The following is a 20759-nucleotide window of genomic DNA, read 5'->3' as shown; positions in this document are numbered from 1 at the left end:
GTGATGCATATATTTGTCAGTAAAAAACCGCTTTCTCCGGTACGTTGGCACGAGGCGTTTCCTGATGCCGTAACCGTCAGGAATCCGGCCGAGGTGGCTGCGGTATTAAAGGGAAGCGGTGTTATCTGGCTTGATTTTACCGCTATCGGTGCGACAGAGAGAGCAGCCTGGTTAGTTACAGCGAAGCAGCTCCGAACGCCCTTTATAGTTCTTTCCAATGTGCCAAATGATGATGAGGCGATGCGGGTCTTCGGCGCCGGGGGATCAGGTTATTGTCATGTTCTCGCGGCACCGCAACAGCTGCAAGAGATTGCACTGGTTGTCGAGCATGGCGGTTACTGGGTCGGCGCAAAATTTATCGAGAAAGTGCTCAGTATCAGCTCGAAGCATATGTCAGACCAGACCGTATGTAATAAGGCTCGTTTTTACAATAGCCTGACTGAAAGGGAGCAGATGGTGGCGCAACTGGTAGGCAAAGGCGAGTCAAATAATGAAATCGCCGGTTCACTGGGTATTACTGAACGCACGGTGAAGGCGCATATGTCTTCAATCTTTTCAAAGTCAGGTGCCAGGGATCGTATTCAATTAGTCTTAATGCTGAATGAGAAAGAGGCCGTTCCTGCATGACTGCGCCAGCATAACTGCAGAACTATGACTGTAGGGATGTGACTGTAGGGATGTGACTGCAGGGATGTGAAAATTGTTCATATTGTACCTGAGGTACAACTTGCAAGGTTCTTCTAATCGCTACCCTTAACTTAAAGATCTGCTAAGTTGAGGGGCGAATCATGGCAACACATAATCTTATTGCAACTGTATCTTCCGTCATCGGAGAGGTTTTTGTCCGTGACAGCGAAGGGCTGTTACATCAGCTAAAAGCCGGTGATCGACTGTATGAAGGTGATGTCGTGATCCCGTCAAATGGTGGTTCAGTTAAGCTCATGATGGCTGATGGCAGCCCGATGACTCTGGATCAGCCTGTTGAGGTGACGTTATCGCAAGAGATGCTTGCTGATGGGCAACCTGCCGCACAGGACGATGCGATTACCGATGAGTCCGTTGCCGCAGTGCTGGAGGCTCTGGAAAGCGGGGGAGATCCGACCGCAGTATTGCCACCACCGGCAGCAGGTGCTGCCGCAGATGAAGGTCATGACTTCATCCGCCTGACCCGCATTGTTGAAGAGATTACTCCTAATGCTTTCCCCGGTGATGCTCTGGCTGCTGCAGATGATGATCTCTTATCGCCTGATCTGCTGGATCAGTCAGAGAACGAAGCCCCCGCTATCAATGTTATCGCCAATGATTTTGTAGAGGATGACGAAGGTACTTTTGAAGGGGCCGTGGCGGGCACCTATAGCACCCATGACGAGGATGGCGATAATCTGACCGTGACCTTCACCGAGGGCACCAATAGTGAAGGTTACTATGCGCTGGATACCGAAAATAATCAGGTAATTCTAACCAAGGACGGTTTTGAGCATGTCAACAACGGAGGGTTACTTCCTCCAATCGATCTGACCGTGACCGATGATGGCGATCCTAACCTGACCGGCCAGGATGACGATACGCCGGAAGTGACTACAGTCAATGACGCTCCGAACATCGATGTTACCGCCAACGATTTTGTTGAAGATGACCCCGAGAGTACCTATGAAGGCGCTGTGGCGGGTACTTATACCACAGCTGATGAAGATGGCGATAACCTGACTGTTACCTTCTCCGAGGGCACTAATAGCGAGGGCTACTACGCGCTGGATACTGATAACAATGAGGTTACCCTGACCCAGGCCGGTGTAGATCAGGTCAACAGCGGCGGCGACCTGCCACCGATCGATCTGACCGTGACCGATGATGGCGACCCTAACCTGACCGGCCAGGATGACGATACGCCGGAAGTGACTACAGTCAACGATGCTCCGACCATCGATGTTACCGCTAACGACTTTATTGAGGATGATGAAGGCAATGTCGAGGGAGTTGTCGCCGGTACCTACACCACCGTCGATGAAGATGGCGATAACCTGACCGTTACCTTCACCGAGGGCACCAACAGTGAAGGCTACTATGCGCTGGATACCGATAATGATCAGGTCACCCTGACCGAGGCCGGTGTAGTCCAGGTCAACAGCGGCGGCGACCTGCCGCCGATCGATCTGACCGTAACCGATGATGGCGACCCTAACCTGACCGGCCAGGATGACGATACGCCGGAAGTGACTACAGTCAATGACGCTCCGAACATCGATGTTACCGCCAACGATTTTGTTGAAGATGACCCCGAGAGTACCTATGAAGGCGCTGTGGCGGGTACTTATACCACAGCTGATGAAGATGGCGATAACCTGACTGTTACCTTCTCCGAGGGCACTAATAGCGAGGGCTACTACGCGCTGGATACTGATAACAATGAGGTTACCCTGACCCAGGCCGGTGTAGATCAGGTCAACAGCGGCGGCGACCTGCCACCGATCGATCTGACCGTGACCGATGATGGCGACCCTAACCTGACCGGCCAGGATGACGATACGCCGGAAGTGACTACAGTCAACGATGCTCCGACCATCGATGTTACCGCTAACGACTTTGTTGAGGATGATGCAAGCAATGTCGAGGGAGTTGTCGCCGGTACCTACACCACCGCCGATGAAGATGGTGATAACCTGACCGTCACCTTCACCGAAGGTACCAACAGTGAAGGTTACTACGCGCTGGATACAGATAACAATGAGGTTACTCTGACTCAGGCCGGAGTAGATCAGGTCAACAGCGGAGGTGACCTGTCACCGATCGACCTGACGGTGACCGACGACGGCGAGCCGAACCTGTCAGGCCGTGATGCGGATACACCAGAGGTGGATTCACTGGTCCACCTGGATATGACAGGCAGTGGCGGCACTGTCCACGATGAGGGGCTGCTACCTGATAGTGAGAACAGTGCAACAACGAGCGGGAGCTTTACTGTTACTGCGCCGGATGGCCTGGCTTCAGTCACAATAGCCGGGTATACCCTGTTGGTTGCTGACCTGCTCAATGCGACTGAAATAGCGCCCCTCGAGGTGTTCAGTAACGCAGATGAGGAACTGGTTATAACCGGTTACGACGCAGGCAGTGGTAGCATCGATTATAGTTACACACTTATGCAGCCTGTTGCACATGAACTGGGTAGTAACCAGACAACAGCATCTTTCCAGGTAACAGCTACCGATCAGGACGGTTCCGTATCGGAGCCAGCCGATCTGGTAATTACCCAGATAGATGATATTCCTGAGGTTATGGTTTCCGACGGAATGGGGCTTAATGGCGTTGGGCAAATTATAGGCGCATTGAATGGCGATCCGTCAGCCGATACACCGCAAACCTTTAACTGGGGAGATGTAACTTCCAGTGTAAATATCTATGCTAATGATGAGCCGGTGAATATCTCAGCGGATGAGTCCAGCCGCACTGTAACGGGTATGTTGGAAGACGGCACAATGGTCTTCACTATCACACTGAATGAAGACCTTTCTACTTATACCTACCAGCAGTACATGCCGATTCAGACCGAAGCGACTGATGTTCTGATTGCGGAGAACCTGTCCGGGGGCAATAGCGACAGCTTTCGTTTATCACTTGCGGGAGATGAAGCTGACCCTATTCAGACAGAGTTCTTTGGCTATGAATTTGATGACGACCTGGGTGAATATGCACGTAGTACGGTGAATACCAGCGCCAATAACATGGGGGTTGGCACCGGCCAGGATGTGGATTCCGATGCCGGTGAAATGGATCAGCTGTTTATGAGCTTTGATCACAACGTCACCAATATGTCTATTAAGGTAGAGCTAACGGGTGGTCCCACTTCGACTGCTACATTCCAGTACACAGTCTACAGCTTACAACCTTCTGAGTTAGAGAGTCTTGGTGAAGATGGCTTTACCTATGAATCATTACCGGATGGTGGCACTACGCGCACTGTAACTGTGTCTGATGAGGATACAGTTGAAATTTCTGCGCAAGATCTTGGCCTGGATGAGTTCACTTTCATAGTGTTCGAGGCGGTTGAAGGGGAGTACAAACTGGTACCAAGTGAACTCACGGTTGACTACCTGACAGAGACACAGGACTTTAGCCTGAGTGCACCATTTACCCTGACCGACTCAGACTTCGACAGTGCAGGCGATACAATTGATATTGATATTATGGGTAATCAGCTCAGTCTTATCGGAGATGAATCTGATAATGCCCTGGGCGGTAATGAACAGGACAACAGCTTAACCGGCGGTGGTGGTGACGATATCCTTACCGGTGGCTTTGGTTCAGATACCTTCGTCTGGCAGCTGAATGATAGCGGCACAGCAGGGGACCCTGCCGTGGATCTGATCACCGACTTTAATGACGGTTTACCCGGCAGTGATGGCGATATTCTGGATCTAAGTGAGCTGCTGGTAGGCGAAGACGACAATCTGACCGAGTTCCTGCACTTCTCTTCCGATGGCACCGATTCAGTTCTGCATATCAGTTCATCCGGTGGTTTCACTGGCGGTGAGTTAGATACGAATGTAGTGGACCAGGTGATAGAGTTTAATGGTGTAGATCTGGTGGGGGATTTAACTACTCAGAATGACATAATTGACAATCTGATGCAGAGCGGTAATTTAATCACGGACTAGACTACATGGCATAACAGCAAGGATTGGGGGGAACCAAATGCCTTATGTTAAGCGCGATGATGATGGCAGTATTGTAGCGGTAAGTGGCGTTGATCTGGAGGGCTTTGAGACCCTTCACAGGATATCAGGTGATGACATGGCTGCTATCATAAGCAGTGTCGAGAACGCCCTGAAGGCGTTGTCTCAGGCGGATATGGAGTTTATCCGGGTCATCGAAGACGTGGTGACGGTGTTAGTGGAGCAGAGCCAGATTCAGTTTACCGATCTGCCTGAAGCGGCGCAGCGCAAGATACTTGAGCGTCAGCGAATACGTAACATCATAAGACCTCATCTGGATCTGTTACCTGATGATGATAACGATAAGCTGATTTAATCTGGGAATCAGGGCATAAACTGCCGGACTTTTGGTTAGCCGGAAGTCCTGTGGTTTTACACTTAAAACAGGCTTAAGGTCGCACTTTTGCGACAGCGATTGAGCTTTCTGATTCAGGCTGGTTATAACAGCCCTTCGGACTGCATCCGGCTTAACACATCGCCCCACCGGGGCAGGCGGGACGCGGGTTCAGAGGTTCTGTTTACGCCAGCGACCCAGAAACCCTGGTCATTGAAACTGAACACGGGCTGCAGGTCTGAGCGTTCAGAAACCGGCCGTATATCCTCAACAAGATTATCCAGTACCAACGGAGAACTATTGTCGTCAGGGTAATAGGTCAACACCATATGAGGCTGGTTAACCGGGTTGTCGGGCAGGCCCCGGTTGGCGTTAACGTAGGTGAGTTTCAGCTTTTCAGGCGCAATGCCCAGCAACCGAAGTGATGCATATTTTGCGATAGTCAGGTCTTCACAATCGCCCCGGGCATAGGCCATTGTCTCCAGCGGAGTGGCCCAGTAATCGGTTTGTTGCCAGATCTGATCGTCACTATCAAAACGGATGCGGAAATTAAAAAAGTTGTTGATCTTAAACAGCTTTTCAGACTCGCTTAAACCCGAGCTCAGACGCAGCATTGCGCGCCAGTTGCTGACAGTTTCGGCGGCCACCTCGCCGTAGCGTTGTTCTGCCAGGGACTGTAGTTTTTCCATATTCAGCTGTGCCTGTGACACGGTTGAAATCCCCGTGAGCAGCAAACTGAAAACGAGTCCGAAAATATGTTTCTTATGGATCATGATCTGGATACGTCCGTTGATAGAAAAGCGCCTGGGTTTCTATTTAGAACGGTTACCGACCCGGTGAAGTACTGAAAAATCAGTACGCCAGGAAGCGATGGTCGCCTGCGATAAATAAATAGCGGCCGATGTTAACTTTTATTTACAGTTTTGTCGTCTATTTTTTGTACTACGGTCATTTCGTCGTCTACCTTAAAACGTAAGTGAAAAATTAACGCAAAGTTATTTTATTGAGGAATACAGGGATGTGAAGAATATGGACGGGGGAACAAATGAATTTTCGTTACCTATTGGCCGCAACGATCTTTGCGGCGTCTCCTACCTGTTGGTCCGACCCTGTAAGTTCTTTAAATGAAGCAATTTCACGCTCTGTTGTGCAGAACCCGGAAGTAACGGCCAGCTGGTATACCTTTGAAGCCGCAGGAGAAGAGCAGCGTGCCGGCGAAGGGGGTTACTACCCCCGGGTTGATCTGACCGGTCAGATCGGCCATGAGCGGCTGGACGTATCAGGTTCTTCTGACATCTCCTATGATCCCTGGAGCGCAAGGCTTAGCCTGACGCAGATGTTGTTTGATGGCTTTGCCACTAAACATGAAGTGGCCCGGCTCGGACATATCAGGAAAGTACGTTTTTATGAATTCCGGAATACTTCAGAAGAGGTCGCGCTGGAAACGGTCCGAGCCTATCTTGATACGATGCGCTATCAACAGTTAGTGGATCTTGCCACAGAAAACTATGTCGAGCACCGCACCGTTTATGATGATATTGAAAAACGAACTAAAGCGGGTATCGGTCGTAAGGTCGACCTTGAGCAGGCCAGTGCGCGACTTGCTTTAGCTGAAGCTAACCTGCTTACCGAAGCTACCAACCTGCATGATGTATCAGCCCGGTTCCAGCGTGTAGTAGGCGAATTGCCATCACCAACATTATCGGTACCTATGATGCCGGATAGCCTGATCCCAGGTACCCGCGCTGAGGCTCTGGAGCGGGCATATACCTTTAATCCTGAGCTGAATGCTGCGGTGGAAAATGTCCTTGCTTCGCAGGCTGCTCGACAGGCTAAAAATGCGCCTATGGCGCCGCGCTTTGATCTGCGCCTGAGAAAGGAGCGAGAGGATTTCACCGACGGCATTGATGTCGAGCGAGACGAGGAGGCCATTGAGCTGGTTATGACGTATAACCTGTACAACGGCGGTTCCGATAGTGCCCGCCAGCGTGAGTTCAGTAAGCGGATCGATGTGGCGCATCAGCTACGGGAGAAAGTGTGTCGTGATGTCCGGCAGCAGACAGTGATCGCTTATAACGATATTAACAGCCTGAATGAGCAGGAAAGTTACCTGAATCGTAACCAGGCGGCGATAGCCAAAGCCAGGGTGGCCTACCGTAACCAGTTTGATATTGGCCAGCGTAGCTTGCTTGATCTGCTCGATACGGAGAACGAATATTTCGAAGTACGTCGTACCTATGTCAATACGCAGCATAATCTGAAACTGGCCCAGGCCCGCACTCTGGCTGCTATGGGGCAGCTGCTTACGGCTTACGATGTATCGGGCATAGAAGGTGCCGAGGCTATGGTTGCGGCAAGTGATACCGAGGCCGCAGTGGGGCGCTGTCCGCCAGAGCTGCCGTCACAGATGAGTTTTGATAAAGAGGCCCTGATGGCCGAGCTGCTGGAGGATTCAAGGTTCCGTGATATCGGAGGAAACAAGCTGGCATTCCGGATGGATGCAAAATTTAATTTTAACTCTTCGGTATTGGTGAATAAATACGACAAGGACATTGCCGATGCAGCGCAGTACCTTAAAGATAATCCTGAAATGAATGCAGTGATTGCCGGTCATACCGACTCGGTCGGTCCTGAGAAATACAACCAGTGGCTGTCAGAGCGACGCGCTAATTCAGTGCATCAGCGCTTAACTGAGAAACATGGCGTTGCCCCGGATCGATTAAGCGTTGTCGGTTTTGGTGAAAGCCAACCTATGGCTGAGAATAAGACTTCCGAGGGAAGGCGCCTTAACCGGCGTGTCGATATGGTGATCGATAAGCCGAAGTAACAGAGAGAGGGAAAGAATTGGCGACATAGATAATGTCGTTAATGCAAATACCCCAGCTGAATGCCACCGCTGGGGTATTTTTTTGATTGTCGCTCAGGCTGTGTTGTCTATTCTGACGGCCTGTCAGATACTGTTCCGATAGTTTTTTTATAAACACTGATGAGAAAATGAGGAGCCTGAGTGAACGGTCGAGTCCCCCCCCTGCGCAGCATGCATATCTTTGTTGTTGCTGCCCGCCATGGCAGCTTCAAGAAAGCGGCGGATGAGCTTTGTGTGACGCCCCAGGCGGTAAGCCTGCAGGTAAAGACACTGGAAGAGCAGCTAGAGCTGCAACTGTTTCAGCGTCTGCCAGCGGGTATTGTGCTGACTGCCGCCGGCGAACAGTTACTGGATTATGTTCAGCGCGGTATCGGCCTGATTGAACAAGGTATAAAGGATGTGCAGCAGCGACAGCAGCGTCGTCAATTAAGAATCAGTGCTTCGCCCTGGTTTGCGGTGCACTGTCTGTTGCCTCAGCTGGCAGAGTTTGAACAGCAGCATCCTGATATTGATGTTGTGGTCAATACATCGGTTAAGTTTCCTGATTTCGCGACTCAACGGCTGGATCTGGTGATTCAGTGGGGCTTTGGCGATTGGCCGTTCAGCCGTAAGCAGCTGCTGTTGACCGACGATAAGCAACTTGTCTGCGCGCCGTCCCTGTTATCTGGCTCTAAACCACTGAGTAAACCTGAGCATCTGGTGCAGCACCGCCTGTTGTGTACTGAGTTGTCGGTTGATCTGTGGCGTAAGGTCTTAAACACCCTGGGTGTCGATACGGTGGTTGAGCGGCAAGTACTACCGCTGGAGAGTCAGGCCGGACAGATTGAGGCTACCGTTAAGGGGCTTGGGGTAGCGTTAGTCTCTGAAGGTGAAGCCCGTGAAGGTTGCCGAGATGGGCGATTGATTGCGCCGCTGGGTGACTGGCTGATCAGTGACCTTAATCCTGCACTGATGCCGGGCTATTGGCTGGTAGTGCGGGAGGGGGCCGAACAGGATCAACTGCTGGCTGAGTTTATCAGCTGGATGAATGGTTGGCTGGAACAGCATCCACGCGCTAAGGCCAAGTTTATCTGAGTCTCGACGCTAAGTTTTTTGGTTTGCTCGTCTCAGAGCCAGACTGCACACTGAGGGTATAACAACTCCCCAATTACCTGTGCAGGCTCTGACATGAACGTAGAACAATTTTTTTCACAACTGTGGCACGATTACACCGAGATAACGCCTCAGGCCGAGCAGATTAAACAGCTGTTTGCCGCCACTGACGGGGTTGTAGTCAATGATCACGTAGCCTTCCGTACTTTCGCAGATACGCCTCTGCAGTTGGATAATCTCGAGCCTTTGCTGCTGACCCTGGGCTACGAACGCCAGGACGGTTATCAGTTCGAAGCGAAGAAGCTTCGTGCCTACAGCTTTATCCATCCTGATCCATGCATCCCTAAGGTTTTCTGTTCGGAGCTGCTGACCAATCAGCTGAGCCGTAAAAGCCAGGAAATTATTGCCCACTACACCCGGCAGATCAAAGCCACGTCTTCAGATAAGCCACTGGATCAGGCCCTTGATTTTTCAGTGTTCTGGTCAGCCCGTCACTGGGATATGCCAAGCTGGGATGATTATCAGACGTTGATGATGGAAACCGAATACGGTGCCTGGTTGCTGGCAATCGGTATCCGGGTTAACCACTTCACGGTCAGTGTTAATCATCTGAGCAGTACAGACTCATTGGCTGAAGTACTGCAGCGGGTTAAAAACGCCGGTTTCAGCATTAATGCGGTGGGTGGTGAGATCAAAGGTTCTCCTGAAACTTTGCTGGAGCAAGGCTCAACCATGGCTGATCGTCGGGCGCTGGCTTTTGCCGACGGCGATGTTCACGAAATTCCAACCTGTTTCTACGAATTTTCCCTGCGCCATGAAGATATAGGCAATGAACTGTATCAGGGCTTTGTCGCGGCCAACGCCGACAAGATTTTTGAGTCGACCAGCGCAGTTTGAAGGCTTATCTCTTAAGGCATGAAGCAGGGCAAGAAGCCGAGTAAAAAGTTCAGCAGCTACACTGTTTAGAAGAGCTTTTAATCAATTGATTATTTCTCCCCGGTGCGGGGAACAGGGTAATAATAATGAGCCAGATTAAAAAAACACAATTCAACTGGAGTGATCCGTTCAGCCTGGAATCGCAACTCACTGAAGAGGAGCGGATGATCCGCGATGCGGCCCGTGATTATTGTCAGGATAAGCTGCAGCCACGGGTACTCGAGGCGCATCGCAATGAGACCTTTGATACCGGCATCATGCAGGAGCTGGGTGAGCTGGGGCTGTTGGGCTCAACTCTGCCAGAGCAATACGGTGGTTCTGCGGTTAATTACGTTTGTTACGGGCTGGTGGCCCGGGAAGTTGAGCGTGTCGACAGCGGCTATCGTTCGGCGATGAGTGTGCAGTCTTCACTGGTTATGCACCCGATCTTTACCTATGGCACCGAAGAACAGCGTATGAAATACCTTCCGAAACTGGCGACCGGCGAGTTGATCGGCTGCTTTGGCCTGACCGAGCCGGATGTAGGTTCAGATCCCAACAATATGAAGACCCGCGCCACCATGGTAGATGGCGGCTACCTGCTGAAAGGCGCAAAAATGTGGATTACCAATTCACCGGTGGCCGACGTATTTATAGTCTGGGCCAGGCTGGAAGGTGTGATACGTGGCTTCATACTGGAAAAAACTATGCCGGGGCTGAGTGCACCTAAGATCGAAGGCAAGTTTTCGCTACGGGCATCGGTTACCGGTGAGATCGTCATGGAGGACGTGTTCGTTCCCGAAGAGAACCTGCTGCCAGGAGCAAAGGGATTAGCAGGCCCGTTCGGCTGTCTGAATAAAGCCCGCTACGGTATATCCTGGGGCGCGCTGGGTGCCGCAGAGTTCTGCTGGCATGCTGCCCGTCAATATACTCTCGATCGTATTCAGTTTGGCCGCCCCCTGGCTGCTAATCAGTTAATTCAGAAGAAGCTTGCCGATATGCAGACCGAAATCAGTCTGGGTTTGCAGGGCTGCCTACAGATGGGCCGCCTGATGGATGCAGATAACTGCCCGGTGGAGCTGATCTCCCTGATGAAACGCAATAACTGTGGTAAAGCTCTGGATATCGCCCGCCAGGCGCGGGATATGCATGGCGGTAATGGTATCTCCGACGAGTTCCATGTCATTCGTCACATGCTGAATCTGGAGGCGGTTAATACCTATGAGGGAACCCATGATATTCATGCCCTGATTCTGGGCCGTGCGCAAACCGGAATACAGGCGTTCAGCGGTTGAAATTCCGGTTAAGGAGATCCCTGTTTTTGGATCTCTGCTAAGGAGACTCATAGTAAGAGGATGGGTTGTAAGAGGATAGGTTGTAAGAGGATAGGAGCAGGAGAGCAGTATGCAAAATCGGGCAAAAGTGGTTGATGAGAATTTTACCCGCAGGGTTACGCAAGGTGATCTGCCGGAATCCGATATTCCCCTGTCATTGATCGATGTCGGCTTGCAGCCTGTCGAGTTGGTGGAGCTGTTTGAGTCGCAATTGATGAGTCGGCATCTGGACCTGCTGTCGCGCTTGCTGCAGGCCAGAGGCGAGGCCTTTTATACTATCGGCAGCTCAGGTCATGAGGGTAATGCGGCTATCGGCAAAGCCTTTGATTACCGGGATATGGCGTTTCTGCACTACCGTGATGCGGCGTTTCTGATTCAGCGTAGTAAGCAGCTACCGGGTGAGACGGTTTTGCACGATATGCTGCTCTCCTTTGCCGCCTCCGAAGATGATCCTGTTTCTGGTGGACGACATAAGGTGCTGGGCAGCAAACGCTTATACGTACCACCGCAAACCAGCACTATCGCATCCCATCTGCCTAAGGCAGTCGGTGCGGCGTATAGCATACCGCTGGCAAAGCGAATGAAACATGATGGCGAGTTACCTCATGATGGCGTAGTGCTGTGCAGTTTCGGCGATGCTTCGGCTAACCATTCAACGGCCCAGGGCGCTTTCAATACAGCGGCGTGGACTGCTTATCAGCAGGTACCTATACCACTTGTGTTTATCTGTGAAGATAACGGCATCGGTATCTCTACTGCGACCCCGGAAGGGTGGATCGCGGCGAATTTTTCTCACCGTCCCGGACTTAAATATATCGCCTGTGACGGTCTCAACCTGCTGGATACTTACCAGAAAGCAAGGCTGGCAGCTGAATATGCCCGACGTCACCGTCAGCCGGTCTTCCTGCATATGCGGACCGTACGTTTATTGGGGCATGCCGGTTCTGATGCCCAGACCGCCTATCTGGCGCAGCAAGCGATTGATGCCGCGGAAGCTCAGGATCCTTTACTGCATACAGCGCGACTACTGATCGATAACGGCGTAATGAATAGCAGCCAGATCTGTGAACTGTATGAAACCATGCGTGAACGCACGGCGCGGGTTGCCGAACAAGTGATTCTGCGGCCAAAACTGCAGACAGCAAAACAGGTAATGAAGTCACTGGTCCCGCCGAAGTCGCAACGTCCTGCATTTGAGCCTGCTACAGAGGCTCAACGCAGCGCAACGTTTGGCCGGGATCAGCGCGCTTTGGCTGAACCGCAACATATGGCACGGCTGATTAACTGGGCCCTGACCGACCTGATGCTGGAGCAGGGCAATATAGTGCTGGCCGGAGAGGATATTGGCCCGAAAGGGGGCGTTTACAATGTCACTGGCAAGCTATCGGAGCGCTTTGGCAAGCACCGGGTGATCAATACCCTGCTTGATGAACAGAGCATTCTGGGGCTGGCGATCGGTCTGGCGCACAACGGTTTCCTGCCGATTCCTGAAATTCAGTTTCTGGCCTATGTGCATAACGCCGAAGATCAGATTCGCGGCGAAGCAGCCACGTTGAGTTTCTTCTCCAACGGCCAATTTACCAATCCGATGGTAATCCGCGTCGCAGGCCTGGCGTATCAGAAAGGCTTCGGCGGCCACTTTCATAATGATAACTCGTTGGCAGTATTCCGGGATATTCCCGGCCTGGTGATCGCTTGTCCATCAAACGGCGCGGATGCTGTTGAGATGCTGCGTAGCTGTGTGAAGCTGGCGCAGGAAGAGCAACGGGTTGTGGTTTTTGTTGAGCCTATAGCGCTCTATATGACACGCGACCTGCATGCCGAAGGCGATGGTTTGTGGACCCATAACTACCTGTCACCCGAGCAATCCAGGATACCGACAGAAGGTAAGTCTAAAGCGATTAAACCGGGTGAGTTTGGGCAATACGGCGAGGGAACTGAACTGTGTGTACTCACTTACGGTAACGGTTATTACCTCTCCCGCCAGGCGGCTAAAGTGCTGGAAGATGAGCATAACGTGGCGCTGCGCATTATCGACCTGCGCTGGTTGGCCCCGCTCAATGAGGAACAGCTAGCCGCAGCAATAGCACCCTGTGAGCATCTGCTGATTGTCGATGAGTGTCGAGGCACCGGTTCAATCAGTGAAGCGCTGATGGCTTTAGTTAAAGAGCAGTTGCCCGCTGAACTCAAGGTTAAACGGCTGGCCGCCGAGGATAGCTTTATCCCGCTGGGGCGGGCTGCGACCTGCACTTTGCCGGGCAAGGAGAGCATTCTGGCGGCTGCACTGAGCCTATTGTGTAAAGAAAATCCGTTAACGGTTGTGAAAAGTGCTTAAGCGGCAGGTTGGAGAGAAACGAATGAAGCAGGAAGTGAAGCTACAACCGAAGAAACAAAAAGCCTTAGTGATCTGCCCAGGCCGTGGTACCTATAACAAAGACGAATTGGGCTATCTGAACCGATTTCACATGGGACAGGAGCAGGATAAGCGCGAATTTATTGCCAGGCATGAATTTATTACCAAGCATGAATTCATTAACAGTATTGACGCCTACCGCCAGCAAGAGGGGCAGGCGACGGTCAGTGAACTGGATGGCCGTGAAACCTATGCCATGCGTGAGCATACCCGGGGTGATAACGCTTCGCCGCTGATTCATGCCTGCGCCTACGCCGATTTTCTTAGTATCGACCGGCAGCAGTTTGATGTAGTGGCTGTAACCGGCAATTCCATGGGTTGGTATATCGCCCTGGCAGCCGCGCAGGCGTTGCCAGAAAGATCTGCAATTGAGCTGATCAATACCATGGGTACGATGATGCAGCAGAGCCTGATCGGTGGCCAGGTGATCTATCCGCTGGTGGATGAAAACTGGTGTCAGATTCCCGGACGACGTGAGCACCTGCAGGAACTGATGGAATCCATTAATCAACAGCAGGAAGCTGAGCTTTATATCTCTATCGAGCTGGGCGGTATGTTGGTCTTTGGCGGTAACGAAGCCGCTTTGAAACGGCTTATGGAGTTACTGCCGCAGCAGCAGGGGCGTTTCCCGCTACGGCTGCATAATCATGCTGCGTTTCATACGCCGTTGCTGAAACAGATTTCGGATCATGCGCTACAGGTATTGCCATCAGAGTTATTTGCCGCGCCGCAGCTGCCTCTTATTGATGGGCGTGGTCATATCTGGCAACCATTGAGTAGTGATACGCAGGCGCTGCACCAGTACACACTGGGCCATCAGGTATTCCAGCCTTACGATTTCTCTAAAGTGATAGAAGTGTCGGTTAAGGAGTTTGCCCCCGACAGGATTATTATCCTGGGGCCGGGTAGCACGCTGGGTGGTGCAGTAGCACAGGCTCTGATCAACATTAACTGGCAAGGGCTGAGCTGTAAGGAGGATTTCATCCATCAGCAGAAAACAGATCCATACGTGCTGGCGATGGGGCTGGAAGAGCAGAGGGCAATGGTCGTTAGTTAATGTTAGAGAGTTGAAGAAAGCTGGTTTAGGAAAGGTTTGAATAAAGTGCACCAGTTATAAAAAAGGTCTGCAATGCCGGGCTATTTACTGAGCCTGGAGCAACCAATTGAGCATTGGTCGCTTTTTTATAGATCGGAAAGGTCAGCTTTCGGTCATTAACGTCCCGCTTACCGCGATTGGTGAAGATGGCGGACCCTATTTGCTTCCATCGAAACTAACCAGACCACTGAAATTGCACTTTTAGGGAGGGCGCAGCTCTTCACTGGGGCATACCGTGGGTTATTGCTATTGTATTTCGTTGGGCTAACCTTTAGGCACCGGACTAGAGGACTGAATGATGGCAGCACCCGGTGAGTACAGCGCATATCAGGTCAGTTTTGAACCAAGCAAATCTCGTATTCGCGTCGAGTTCAACGGGAGAACCATCGCTGACAGCCAAAGCGTGATGATTCTTCTGGAGACCGGCCTTCCAGCGATATATTACTTCCCCCGTGATGACATATACATGGAGCATTTAACGCGCACAGACCACCGTACGCACTGCCCCTTCAAGGGAAACGCAAATTACTGGACCGTAAACGTAGCCGGAAAACGTCTTGAAAATGCGGCATGGAGCTATGAAGATCCACAGGACGAAGCCGAAGCCGTAAGGAATTACATCGCTTTTGATTGGGATGCCATGGATGCATGGTACGCGGACGGTCAACTCACGGTCGAACACAGAGCCGAAACGCGGACGGCAAATCCGTATCTGGATTGGCTCCTTCGTGAAGCTTGGGCAGAAGAGGAGCCGGCGAAGCTCGTCAAGGCCTTAGCCAAACAGCTGCTTGCAGCAGATGTTCCATTGCTCAGGTTTAGTCTGTTGGTCAGGACCCTGCATCCGCAAATGTTCGCTGTCAGCTACGAGTGGTGGCGGGACCAATCCGTCGTCCGGGAAACTCAGCGCTCGCATGACATACTTCTTAAGTCGGAGTACCTGGACAGCCCCTACGCACCCATCCTTCAAGGTGCAGGGGGAGTGAGACGCCGACTGGAAGGCCCGAATCCCAGGCTTGATTTTCCGGTATTGATGGAGTTGCGTGAACGCGGAGCAACGGATTATGCGGCAATGCCGCTTATGTTTTCCGATGGGCAGATAAATATCATCACCCTGGTGTCGGACCGACCAGGGGGATTCTCGACGAGCGAGTTGGGCCGGATATACGAGGTCCTTCCGTTACTTTCCAGGCTTTTCGAAGTACACGCGCTCAAGAGGACCTCGCAAGTTCTATTAGCGACATATTTGGGAAGATATACCGGTCCACGGGTACTTAACGGCCTTATTAAGCGAGGTGATGGTGAAGATATTCATGCCGTAGTCTGGTTTTCGGATCTGCGTGGTTCGACTTCACTCACAGAATCAATGCCGCGTATGAGCTATCTGGAGCTATTGAACGACTTCTTTGACAGCATGGCAGGAGCTGTAATTGATTACGGCGGCGAAGTGCTCAAATATGTTGGTGACGCCGTCGTCGCTATTTTCCCCATAGACAACCCCGCTGACACCCACCCTCACGCCGTGCAACGTGCCCTGGAGGCTGCACGTGAGGCCCGTACTCGCATGGAGGTCGTCAATCGCAGGAGGAAATCCGTTGGCGCTAGTGCCGTCGGCTATGGCATTGCGCTTCATCGGGGCGAATTTACTTATGGCAATATTGGCACCACAGGACGTCTTGATTTTACCGTGATTGGTGCCGCTGCAAACGAGGCATCACGCATCGAAGGGATGTGCAAGCAGCTAGGCAAGTACATAGTTCTGTCTGAGGCGTTTAAAACCAGCTATCAGCTTCCGCTGGTTTCATTGGGTCATCATAAGCTTCGTGGTGTGGAGGCCGTGCAAGAACTCTTTACCATCCCGGATTAGCCGGGCAATTCAACAAACTTAACGAAGTGGCAAATAGTAGGACTGCCATCAAATTTTTGCACTCATACTTGGTAACTCCAAGGTTTGAGAGCGTTGGCTGGACTAAGGTGCTGGAAGGCATAAGAAAAGCGATGCCACGCCTTAGAAGTGATTGGCAACTCTGTCCGCTTTTGTAAAGGGTATCTCAGATACCAGCCTGTAGTCTTAAGCACCAGAATCCTATCCGGATCATTCAAGCAGGGCAGTACGAAGATCCGCTTTGTATATGGACTTACATCTCCTCCCTCCTGGCGAGATACTAGGCTTAGTGTCGACCAAAAAGCTAAAAAAGGAATCCACACATTGGGTCGATTACAGACATGAAAGCGGGATGCTGAAACACCTACAGACAGAAGAAGCCACTCAGTTTTACGTGAGCTGCTCCAGATTCAGTAAACAGCCCGCTGCAATACAGACCCTTTTAATGTACAGGACGTACGGTATGCTGCGGGTGCAGGGATGCACAGGAGCGGCGATGTTCCTTTTACCTGATCCTTCAGGCTGCCCTACTGGTTTGAATTGCATTTGCTGAGTGCGAGCGGGCTGGAATATAGCGTAGCGTATCGCCTTCCTGCAGTTGTAATGCTTTGGCGGTTTCCGGGCTGATCAGTAGGTTACCCTGGCCATCAAGACGGGCGGGGGCTAGCGCAACACGGTAATGTTCCAGCCTGCCGTTACTGATCATGTACTGCTGATCGTTATCCGACAGCTCCTGGCTGAGCTGATAGCGACCGGTGCTGCTGTCGCGTACCGTATGAATCTCCTGCGCGGCGACCTGTACAGAGGGGCCGCCATCGAACAGATCGACATAACCGGTGTATTGGAAACCCTCTTTTTTCAGCATATTCAGCGCCGGGGCCGATGAGTCATGGGGCTTGCCGATCACTTCACGGGCTGCCGCAGGCAGCAGGTCAATATAGATCGGATACTTGGGCATCAGGTCGGAAATAAACTGGGTGCCTTTCAGTGCTGCGGTCGTGACCGCTTGCTGAAAGTCGATGCCGAAGAAGGTGTGACCCAGATGATCCCACAACGGTGAGTTACCTTGCGGGTCCTGCCAGCCACGGAGTTCCGCGATGATCTGCTCATCAAAACAGTTTGGAAAATCTGCAATCGTCATGTAACGGGCGCGGGACAGAAACTGGCCTACTCCAGGTTTGCGATACTCCGGTAGTAGAAACAGCGAGCCGATTTCGGTAGTCCCTGTGTAATCGTTGACCATGGTCAGAACCTTGGCCTGACGGGTTACCTCAAGATCATTACAGCTGCTGACCAGTGTCGAGACTTTATAGGAGTAAAACGGTTTGTTCAGGCCGACACCGGTATAGATAGCGGTAGTGCCTACGACTCTGCCTGATCCACTGTCTTCCAGCACCATAAAATAGGTGTTATCCGGTTTTTTCAATGCGTCGGCTGAAAAGGCCTGGATCGAAGCGCTGATTTTTTCCTGCCAGGCGGTTTCGTCTGCTGGCATGGAGGTCATGCCGCGACCAACTGCGTGAGATATGGTCATCAGGTCATCGAGATCCTTGAAGGTGCAGGGGCGAATAAGCAACATAATCTGATCTCTTTTTAACTGAATATAACGGCAGATTTTACGGCTTATATTGCAGAATGAGCTTTCTATTTTGGCTGGGGAAAACGTAGAATCTGTTTTATCTATAATTTAAACCGAATATTATTCGGTGTTGTAGGCGGTTATGGTTTTTGTGCTAAAATTCAATGCCTGTTATCCATAGTATCTATAGCTCAGTATTTACAGGGTTTTAATGAACTTATCTGATGTGCCCATACTTATTAGTCAGTTTTTTCGAGAAAATGTATGCAGCTAGACAAGATTAGTCGAAATATTCTTTCGAGCCTGCAGCAGGGGCACGAATCACTAATCAGAACCTGGCTGATCGGGTTGGGTTGTCACCCAGTTCCTGCTTCAACCGGGTGCGAAAGCTGGAACAGGCTGGGATCAGTTTGAGAGTACCTTAACTTGGGGTGTTGAACTGGCCGCGCTGATTTTGTTTTTTACAGGAAGTCTTATGCAGTTGGATAAAATAAGTCGAAATATTCTTAAGGTTTTGCAGCAGGACGCTCGAATCACTAATCAGAACCTGGCTGATCGGGTTGGGTTGTCACCCAGTTCCTGCCTCAACCGGGTGCGAAAGCTGGAACAGGCGGGCCTGATCGGGCCTTATCTCGGGGTGGTCGACCTGGCTGCGCTGTGTCGTACAGTTACAGTCATTGCGACGGTCAGTCTCAAGGATCAGAGTACTGATGCGTTTCGGGCATTTCAGCAGACCGCTGAAGCTATTCCGGAGGTGGTGGAGTGTTACACCGTCAGCGGCAGTTTCGATATTTTTCTCAGGATTATCGCGCCGGATATGAGCCGTTATAACGAAATCAATGATCGGCTTCTTGATGTGCTGCCGGGGATGGTAAACATCAGTAGTCATGTAGTGCTGAACACTGGCAAGCCTTTCCGGGGTTATCCTCTGGATGAGCTGCTAGACCATTGATTGCCAGGTACTAAGATCTAAGTTATCGGGATTAAACAGGAAAAGGGCAGAATGAATTTGCCCCAATTTTTGGGGGAGGTTTACATTCGCTTTCGAATTGAAGTGGACACTCGTAGTGTCGGGATTTTAGAGTCAGGGGCTTTTTCTTTCTATATTGATTAACCCAGGCTTGAGTAAGCCTGATAAATTAACTTGAAGTCAATTTCATCACAAAAAACCCCTATCAAATATGATGGGGGCTTTAAGAAAAAGTGAAGCTTAGATTAAACTGCTTTTTTGGCAATTGGCTTTATAACTGAAGCAGATTTAGCTGCAATTTCTTGGTTCTCGATCAGGATAGCCTGAATTTCTTCAAAGTATGATTTAGCGTCTTCGGCTGCAACCTGTGTACTATCAGTCACTTCTTCAATACTTGATTTTACTATTTCAGACTGCTCAGTAACGAACGCACTAAAACCATCGACGTCTTTTATCTCCATCGCAGCTTTGGCACGGGCCTGAGATAGGCTCAGCAGGTTCTTAGCTGCGATTTGCTGTGCCTCAAGTGCCTTGGTGATAGCTGCGGTATTCAAATCAATAATTTTCTGACTTGAAATGACGAAGGAAGAAAAATCAACAGTTGGAATAGTATTAAACATATCTAAGGTTCCTTTTTATTAGTAAAAAACGGCAATGAGGCTATAGCACAGCTCTTTATGCTGCTACGAGCAAAGCCAGACGTTCTAGTTACTACCAGCGCGGGTAAAAAAAAGAGTACTTAGTTCCTATTAAGTACTCTCTTTATTTTGGCTTCCATCTTCCATGCAGAGAATTCCTAGGCATCATGCCTGCACTCCGTGCCATCCTTTCCGCATTACCAGGCCATCCAGCTATTCTGTCCCTGAATAAAGTTACTTCCTTAATGCAAATTGACTGTTGCGTTATGAAATATGTATATAGGGAAATCCCTGTTTTTGTATATTTATTGTACGATCTAATGCCAGGTAACTAACTTGATGAGTATCAATATATATGTAAAGGGACATTCTATGAGGAGGTGGCCTACTTCGGCCTCATATGAATGTAGAAGCGATGATTTGTCAGAGTCTAGAGGCAGTGTGCTGCGGTTCGTTGGGTAAGGTACAGAAGGTCTCTGGCACCTCCGAATTTAAGGGCTGAGGAAGCAATTTACCTTGGTATCTTTTCCAGAATTTCTTGTTGCAGTTTACCGGGGTCGTCTCGCAACTCTTTGATAAAGTCTTCTGGCACTTCAGTATCAGCATCATATTTTTCTGCCCAATCAATCATCGCCAGCATCATCGGCATGAGCTCGATACCTTTATCAGTCAGCGTATATATGAATCTTGAACCTTTGATCGGGTCTCTTGATTTGTTAACGATGCCATTACTTTCCAGATCGGCAAGGCGGCTAGCCAGTACATTAGTGGATATCCCTTCGCCAGCCTCTATGAACTCGTGATAGTACTTGCGGCCTTTAAACATCAGGTCGCGGATAATGAGAAAGCTCCATTTATCGCCGAATTGACTCATGCCGAAGCGAACAGGGCAGCCCGACCAGGCTTTTGTTTTTTTATCTACCATAAAGCT

General features: G+C 50.7%; 16 protein-coding genes. 12 read left to right on the top strand and 4 right to left on the bottom strand.

Going from position 1 to position 20759, the window contains the following annotated elements:
- The first annotated feature begins 3 nt into the window (after window positions 1-3).
- The 3 genes from ACQUQM_RS09770 (at window position 4) to ACQUQM_RS09760 (ending at window position 5025) form a co-directional block, all read left to right on the top strand.
- A complete protein-coding gene (locus tag ACQUQM_RS09770) occupies window positions 4-627 on the top strand; it encodes a response regulator transcription factor (RefSeq protein ID WP_432474816.1) in 624 nt (207 codons plus the stop codon).
- A 161-nt stretch (window positions 628-788) separates the two neighbouring features.
- Entirely contained in the window at window positions 789-4652 is a 3864-nt protein-coding gene (locus ACQUQM_RS09765; RefSeq protein WP_432474290.1) for a retention module-containing protein, read from the top strand.
- A gap of 37 nt (window positions 4653-4689) precedes the next feature.
- Window positions 4690-5025 (top strand): hypothetical protein, encoded by a 336-nt coding sequence (locus tag ACQUQM_RS09760; RefSeq protein ID WP_432474289.1) that lies wholly within the window; start codon window positions 4690-4692, stop codon window positions 5023-5025.
- Window positions 5026-5147: 122 nt separating this feature from the next.
- On the opposite strand, the gene ACQUQM_RS09755 is transcribed toward ACQUQM_RS09760, so the two are convergent.
- Window positions 5148-5732: a transglutaminase-like cysteine peptidase gene (locus ACQUQM_RS09755; RefSeq protein WP_432474288.1), complete on the bottom strand. Its 585-nt coding sequence runs from the start codon at window positions 5730-5732 to the stop codon at window positions 5148-5150.
- A gap of 356 nt (window positions 5733-6088) precedes the next feature.
- Here ACQUQM_RS09755 and ACQUQM_RS09750 point away from each other — a divergent pair, with 356 nt between their 5' ends.
- From ACQUQM_RS09750 to ACQUQM_RS09720, 7 genes are all read left to right on the top strand, one after another.
- On the top strand, window positions 6089-7870 hold the full coding sequence (locus ACQUQM_RS09750) for a TolC family outer membrane protein (RefSeq protein WP_432474287.1): 1782 nt from the start codon (window positions 6089-6091) through the stop codon (window positions 7868-7870).
- A 180-nt stretch (window positions 7871-8050) separates the two neighbouring features.
- Complete coding sequence (locus tag ACQUQM_RS09745) at window positions 8051-8983, top strand: LysR substrate-binding domain-containing protein (RefSeq protein ID WP_432474286.1); 933 nt, start codon at window positions 8051-8053, stop codon at window positions 8981-8983.
- Between the two features lie 93 nt (window positions 8984-9076).
- Window positions 9077-9898, top strand: a complete 822-nt coding sequence (locus tag ACQUQM_RS09740) for a DUF1338 domain-containing protein (RefSeq protein ID WP_432474285.1) — start codon at window positions 9077-9079, stop codon at window positions 9896-9898.
- A 125-nt stretch (window positions 9899-10023) separates the two neighbouring features.
- Complete coding sequence (locus tag ACQUQM_RS09735) at window positions 10024-11211, top strand: acyl-CoA dehydrogenase (RefSeq protein WP_432474284.1); 1188 nt, start codon at window positions 10024-10026, stop codon at window positions 11209-11211.
- A gap of 109 nt (window positions 11212-11320) precedes the next feature.
- Window positions 11321-13585, top strand: coding sequence for a dehydrogenase E1 component subunit alpha/beta (locus ACQUQM_RS09730; RefSeq protein WP_432474283.1), 2265 nt, complete (start codon window positions 11321-11323; stop codon window positions 13583-13585).
- Window positions 13586-13607: 22 nt separating this feature from the next.
- On the top strand, window positions 13608-14720 hold the full coding sequence (locus tag ACQUQM_RS09725) for an ACP S-malonyltransferase (RefSeq protein WP_432474282.1): 1113 nt from the start codon (window positions 13608-13610) through the stop codon (window positions 14718-14720).
- Between the two features lie 337 nt (window positions 14721-15057).
- Window positions 15058-16623: a DUF427 domain-containing protein gene (locus ACQUQM_RS09720; protein WP_432474281.1), complete on the top strand. Its 1566-nt coding sequence runs from the start codon at window positions 15058-15060 to the stop codon at window positions 16621-16623.
- A 535-nt stretch (window positions 16624-17158) separates the two neighbouring features.
- On the opposite strand, the gene ACQUQM_RS09715 is transcribed toward ACQUQM_RS09720, so the two are convergent.
- Entirely contained in the window at window positions 17159-18220 is a 1062-nt protein-coding gene (locus tag ACQUQM_RS09715) for an arginine N-succinyltransferase (protein ID WP_432474280.1), read from the bottom strand.
- Between the two features lie 320 nt (window positions 18221-18540).
- Here ACQUQM_RS09715 and ACQUQM_RS09710 point away from each other — a divergent pair, with 320 nt between their 5' ends.
- A complete protein-coding gene (locus ACQUQM_RS09710; RefSeq protein WP_432474815.1) occupies window positions 18541-18645 on the top strand; it encodes a winged helix-turn-helix transcriptional regulator in 105 nt (34 codons plus the stop codon).
- A 50-nt stretch (window positions 18646-18695) separates the two neighbouring features.
- Window positions 18696-19172, top strand: coding sequence for an Lrp/AsnC family transcriptional regulator (locus ACQUQM_RS09705; RefSeq protein ID WP_432474279.1), 477 nt, complete (start codon window positions 18696-18698; stop codon window positions 19170-19172).
- A 263-nt stretch (window positions 19173-19435) separates the two neighbouring features.
- Here ACQUQM_RS09705 and ACQUQM_RS09700 read toward each other — a convergent pair whose 3' ends face one another.
- Window positions 19436-19810 carry a hypothetical protein gene (locus ACQUQM_RS09700; RefSeq protein ID WP_432474278.1) on the bottom strand — a complete coding sequence of 125 codons (375 nt, stop codon included), beginning with the start codon at window positions 19808-19810 and terminating at the stop codon, window positions 19436-19438.
- A 529-nt stretch (window positions 19811-20339) separates the two neighbouring features.
- Entirely contained in the window at window positions 20340-20753 is a 414-nt protein-coding gene (locus ACQUQM_RS09695; RefSeq protein WP_432474277.1) for a winged helix-turn-helix transcriptional regulator, read from the bottom strand.
- Between the last annotated feature and the right edge of the window lie 6 nt (window positions 20754-20759).

Source organism: Amphritea sp. HPY (assembly GCF_050870985.1).
GTDB lineage: Bacteria > Pseudomonadota > Gammaproteobacteria > Pseudomonadales > Balneatricaceae > Amphritea.
Note: the sequence above shows the minus strand (reverse complement) of the source record. Positions and strands in the feature narration are given on the sequence as shown.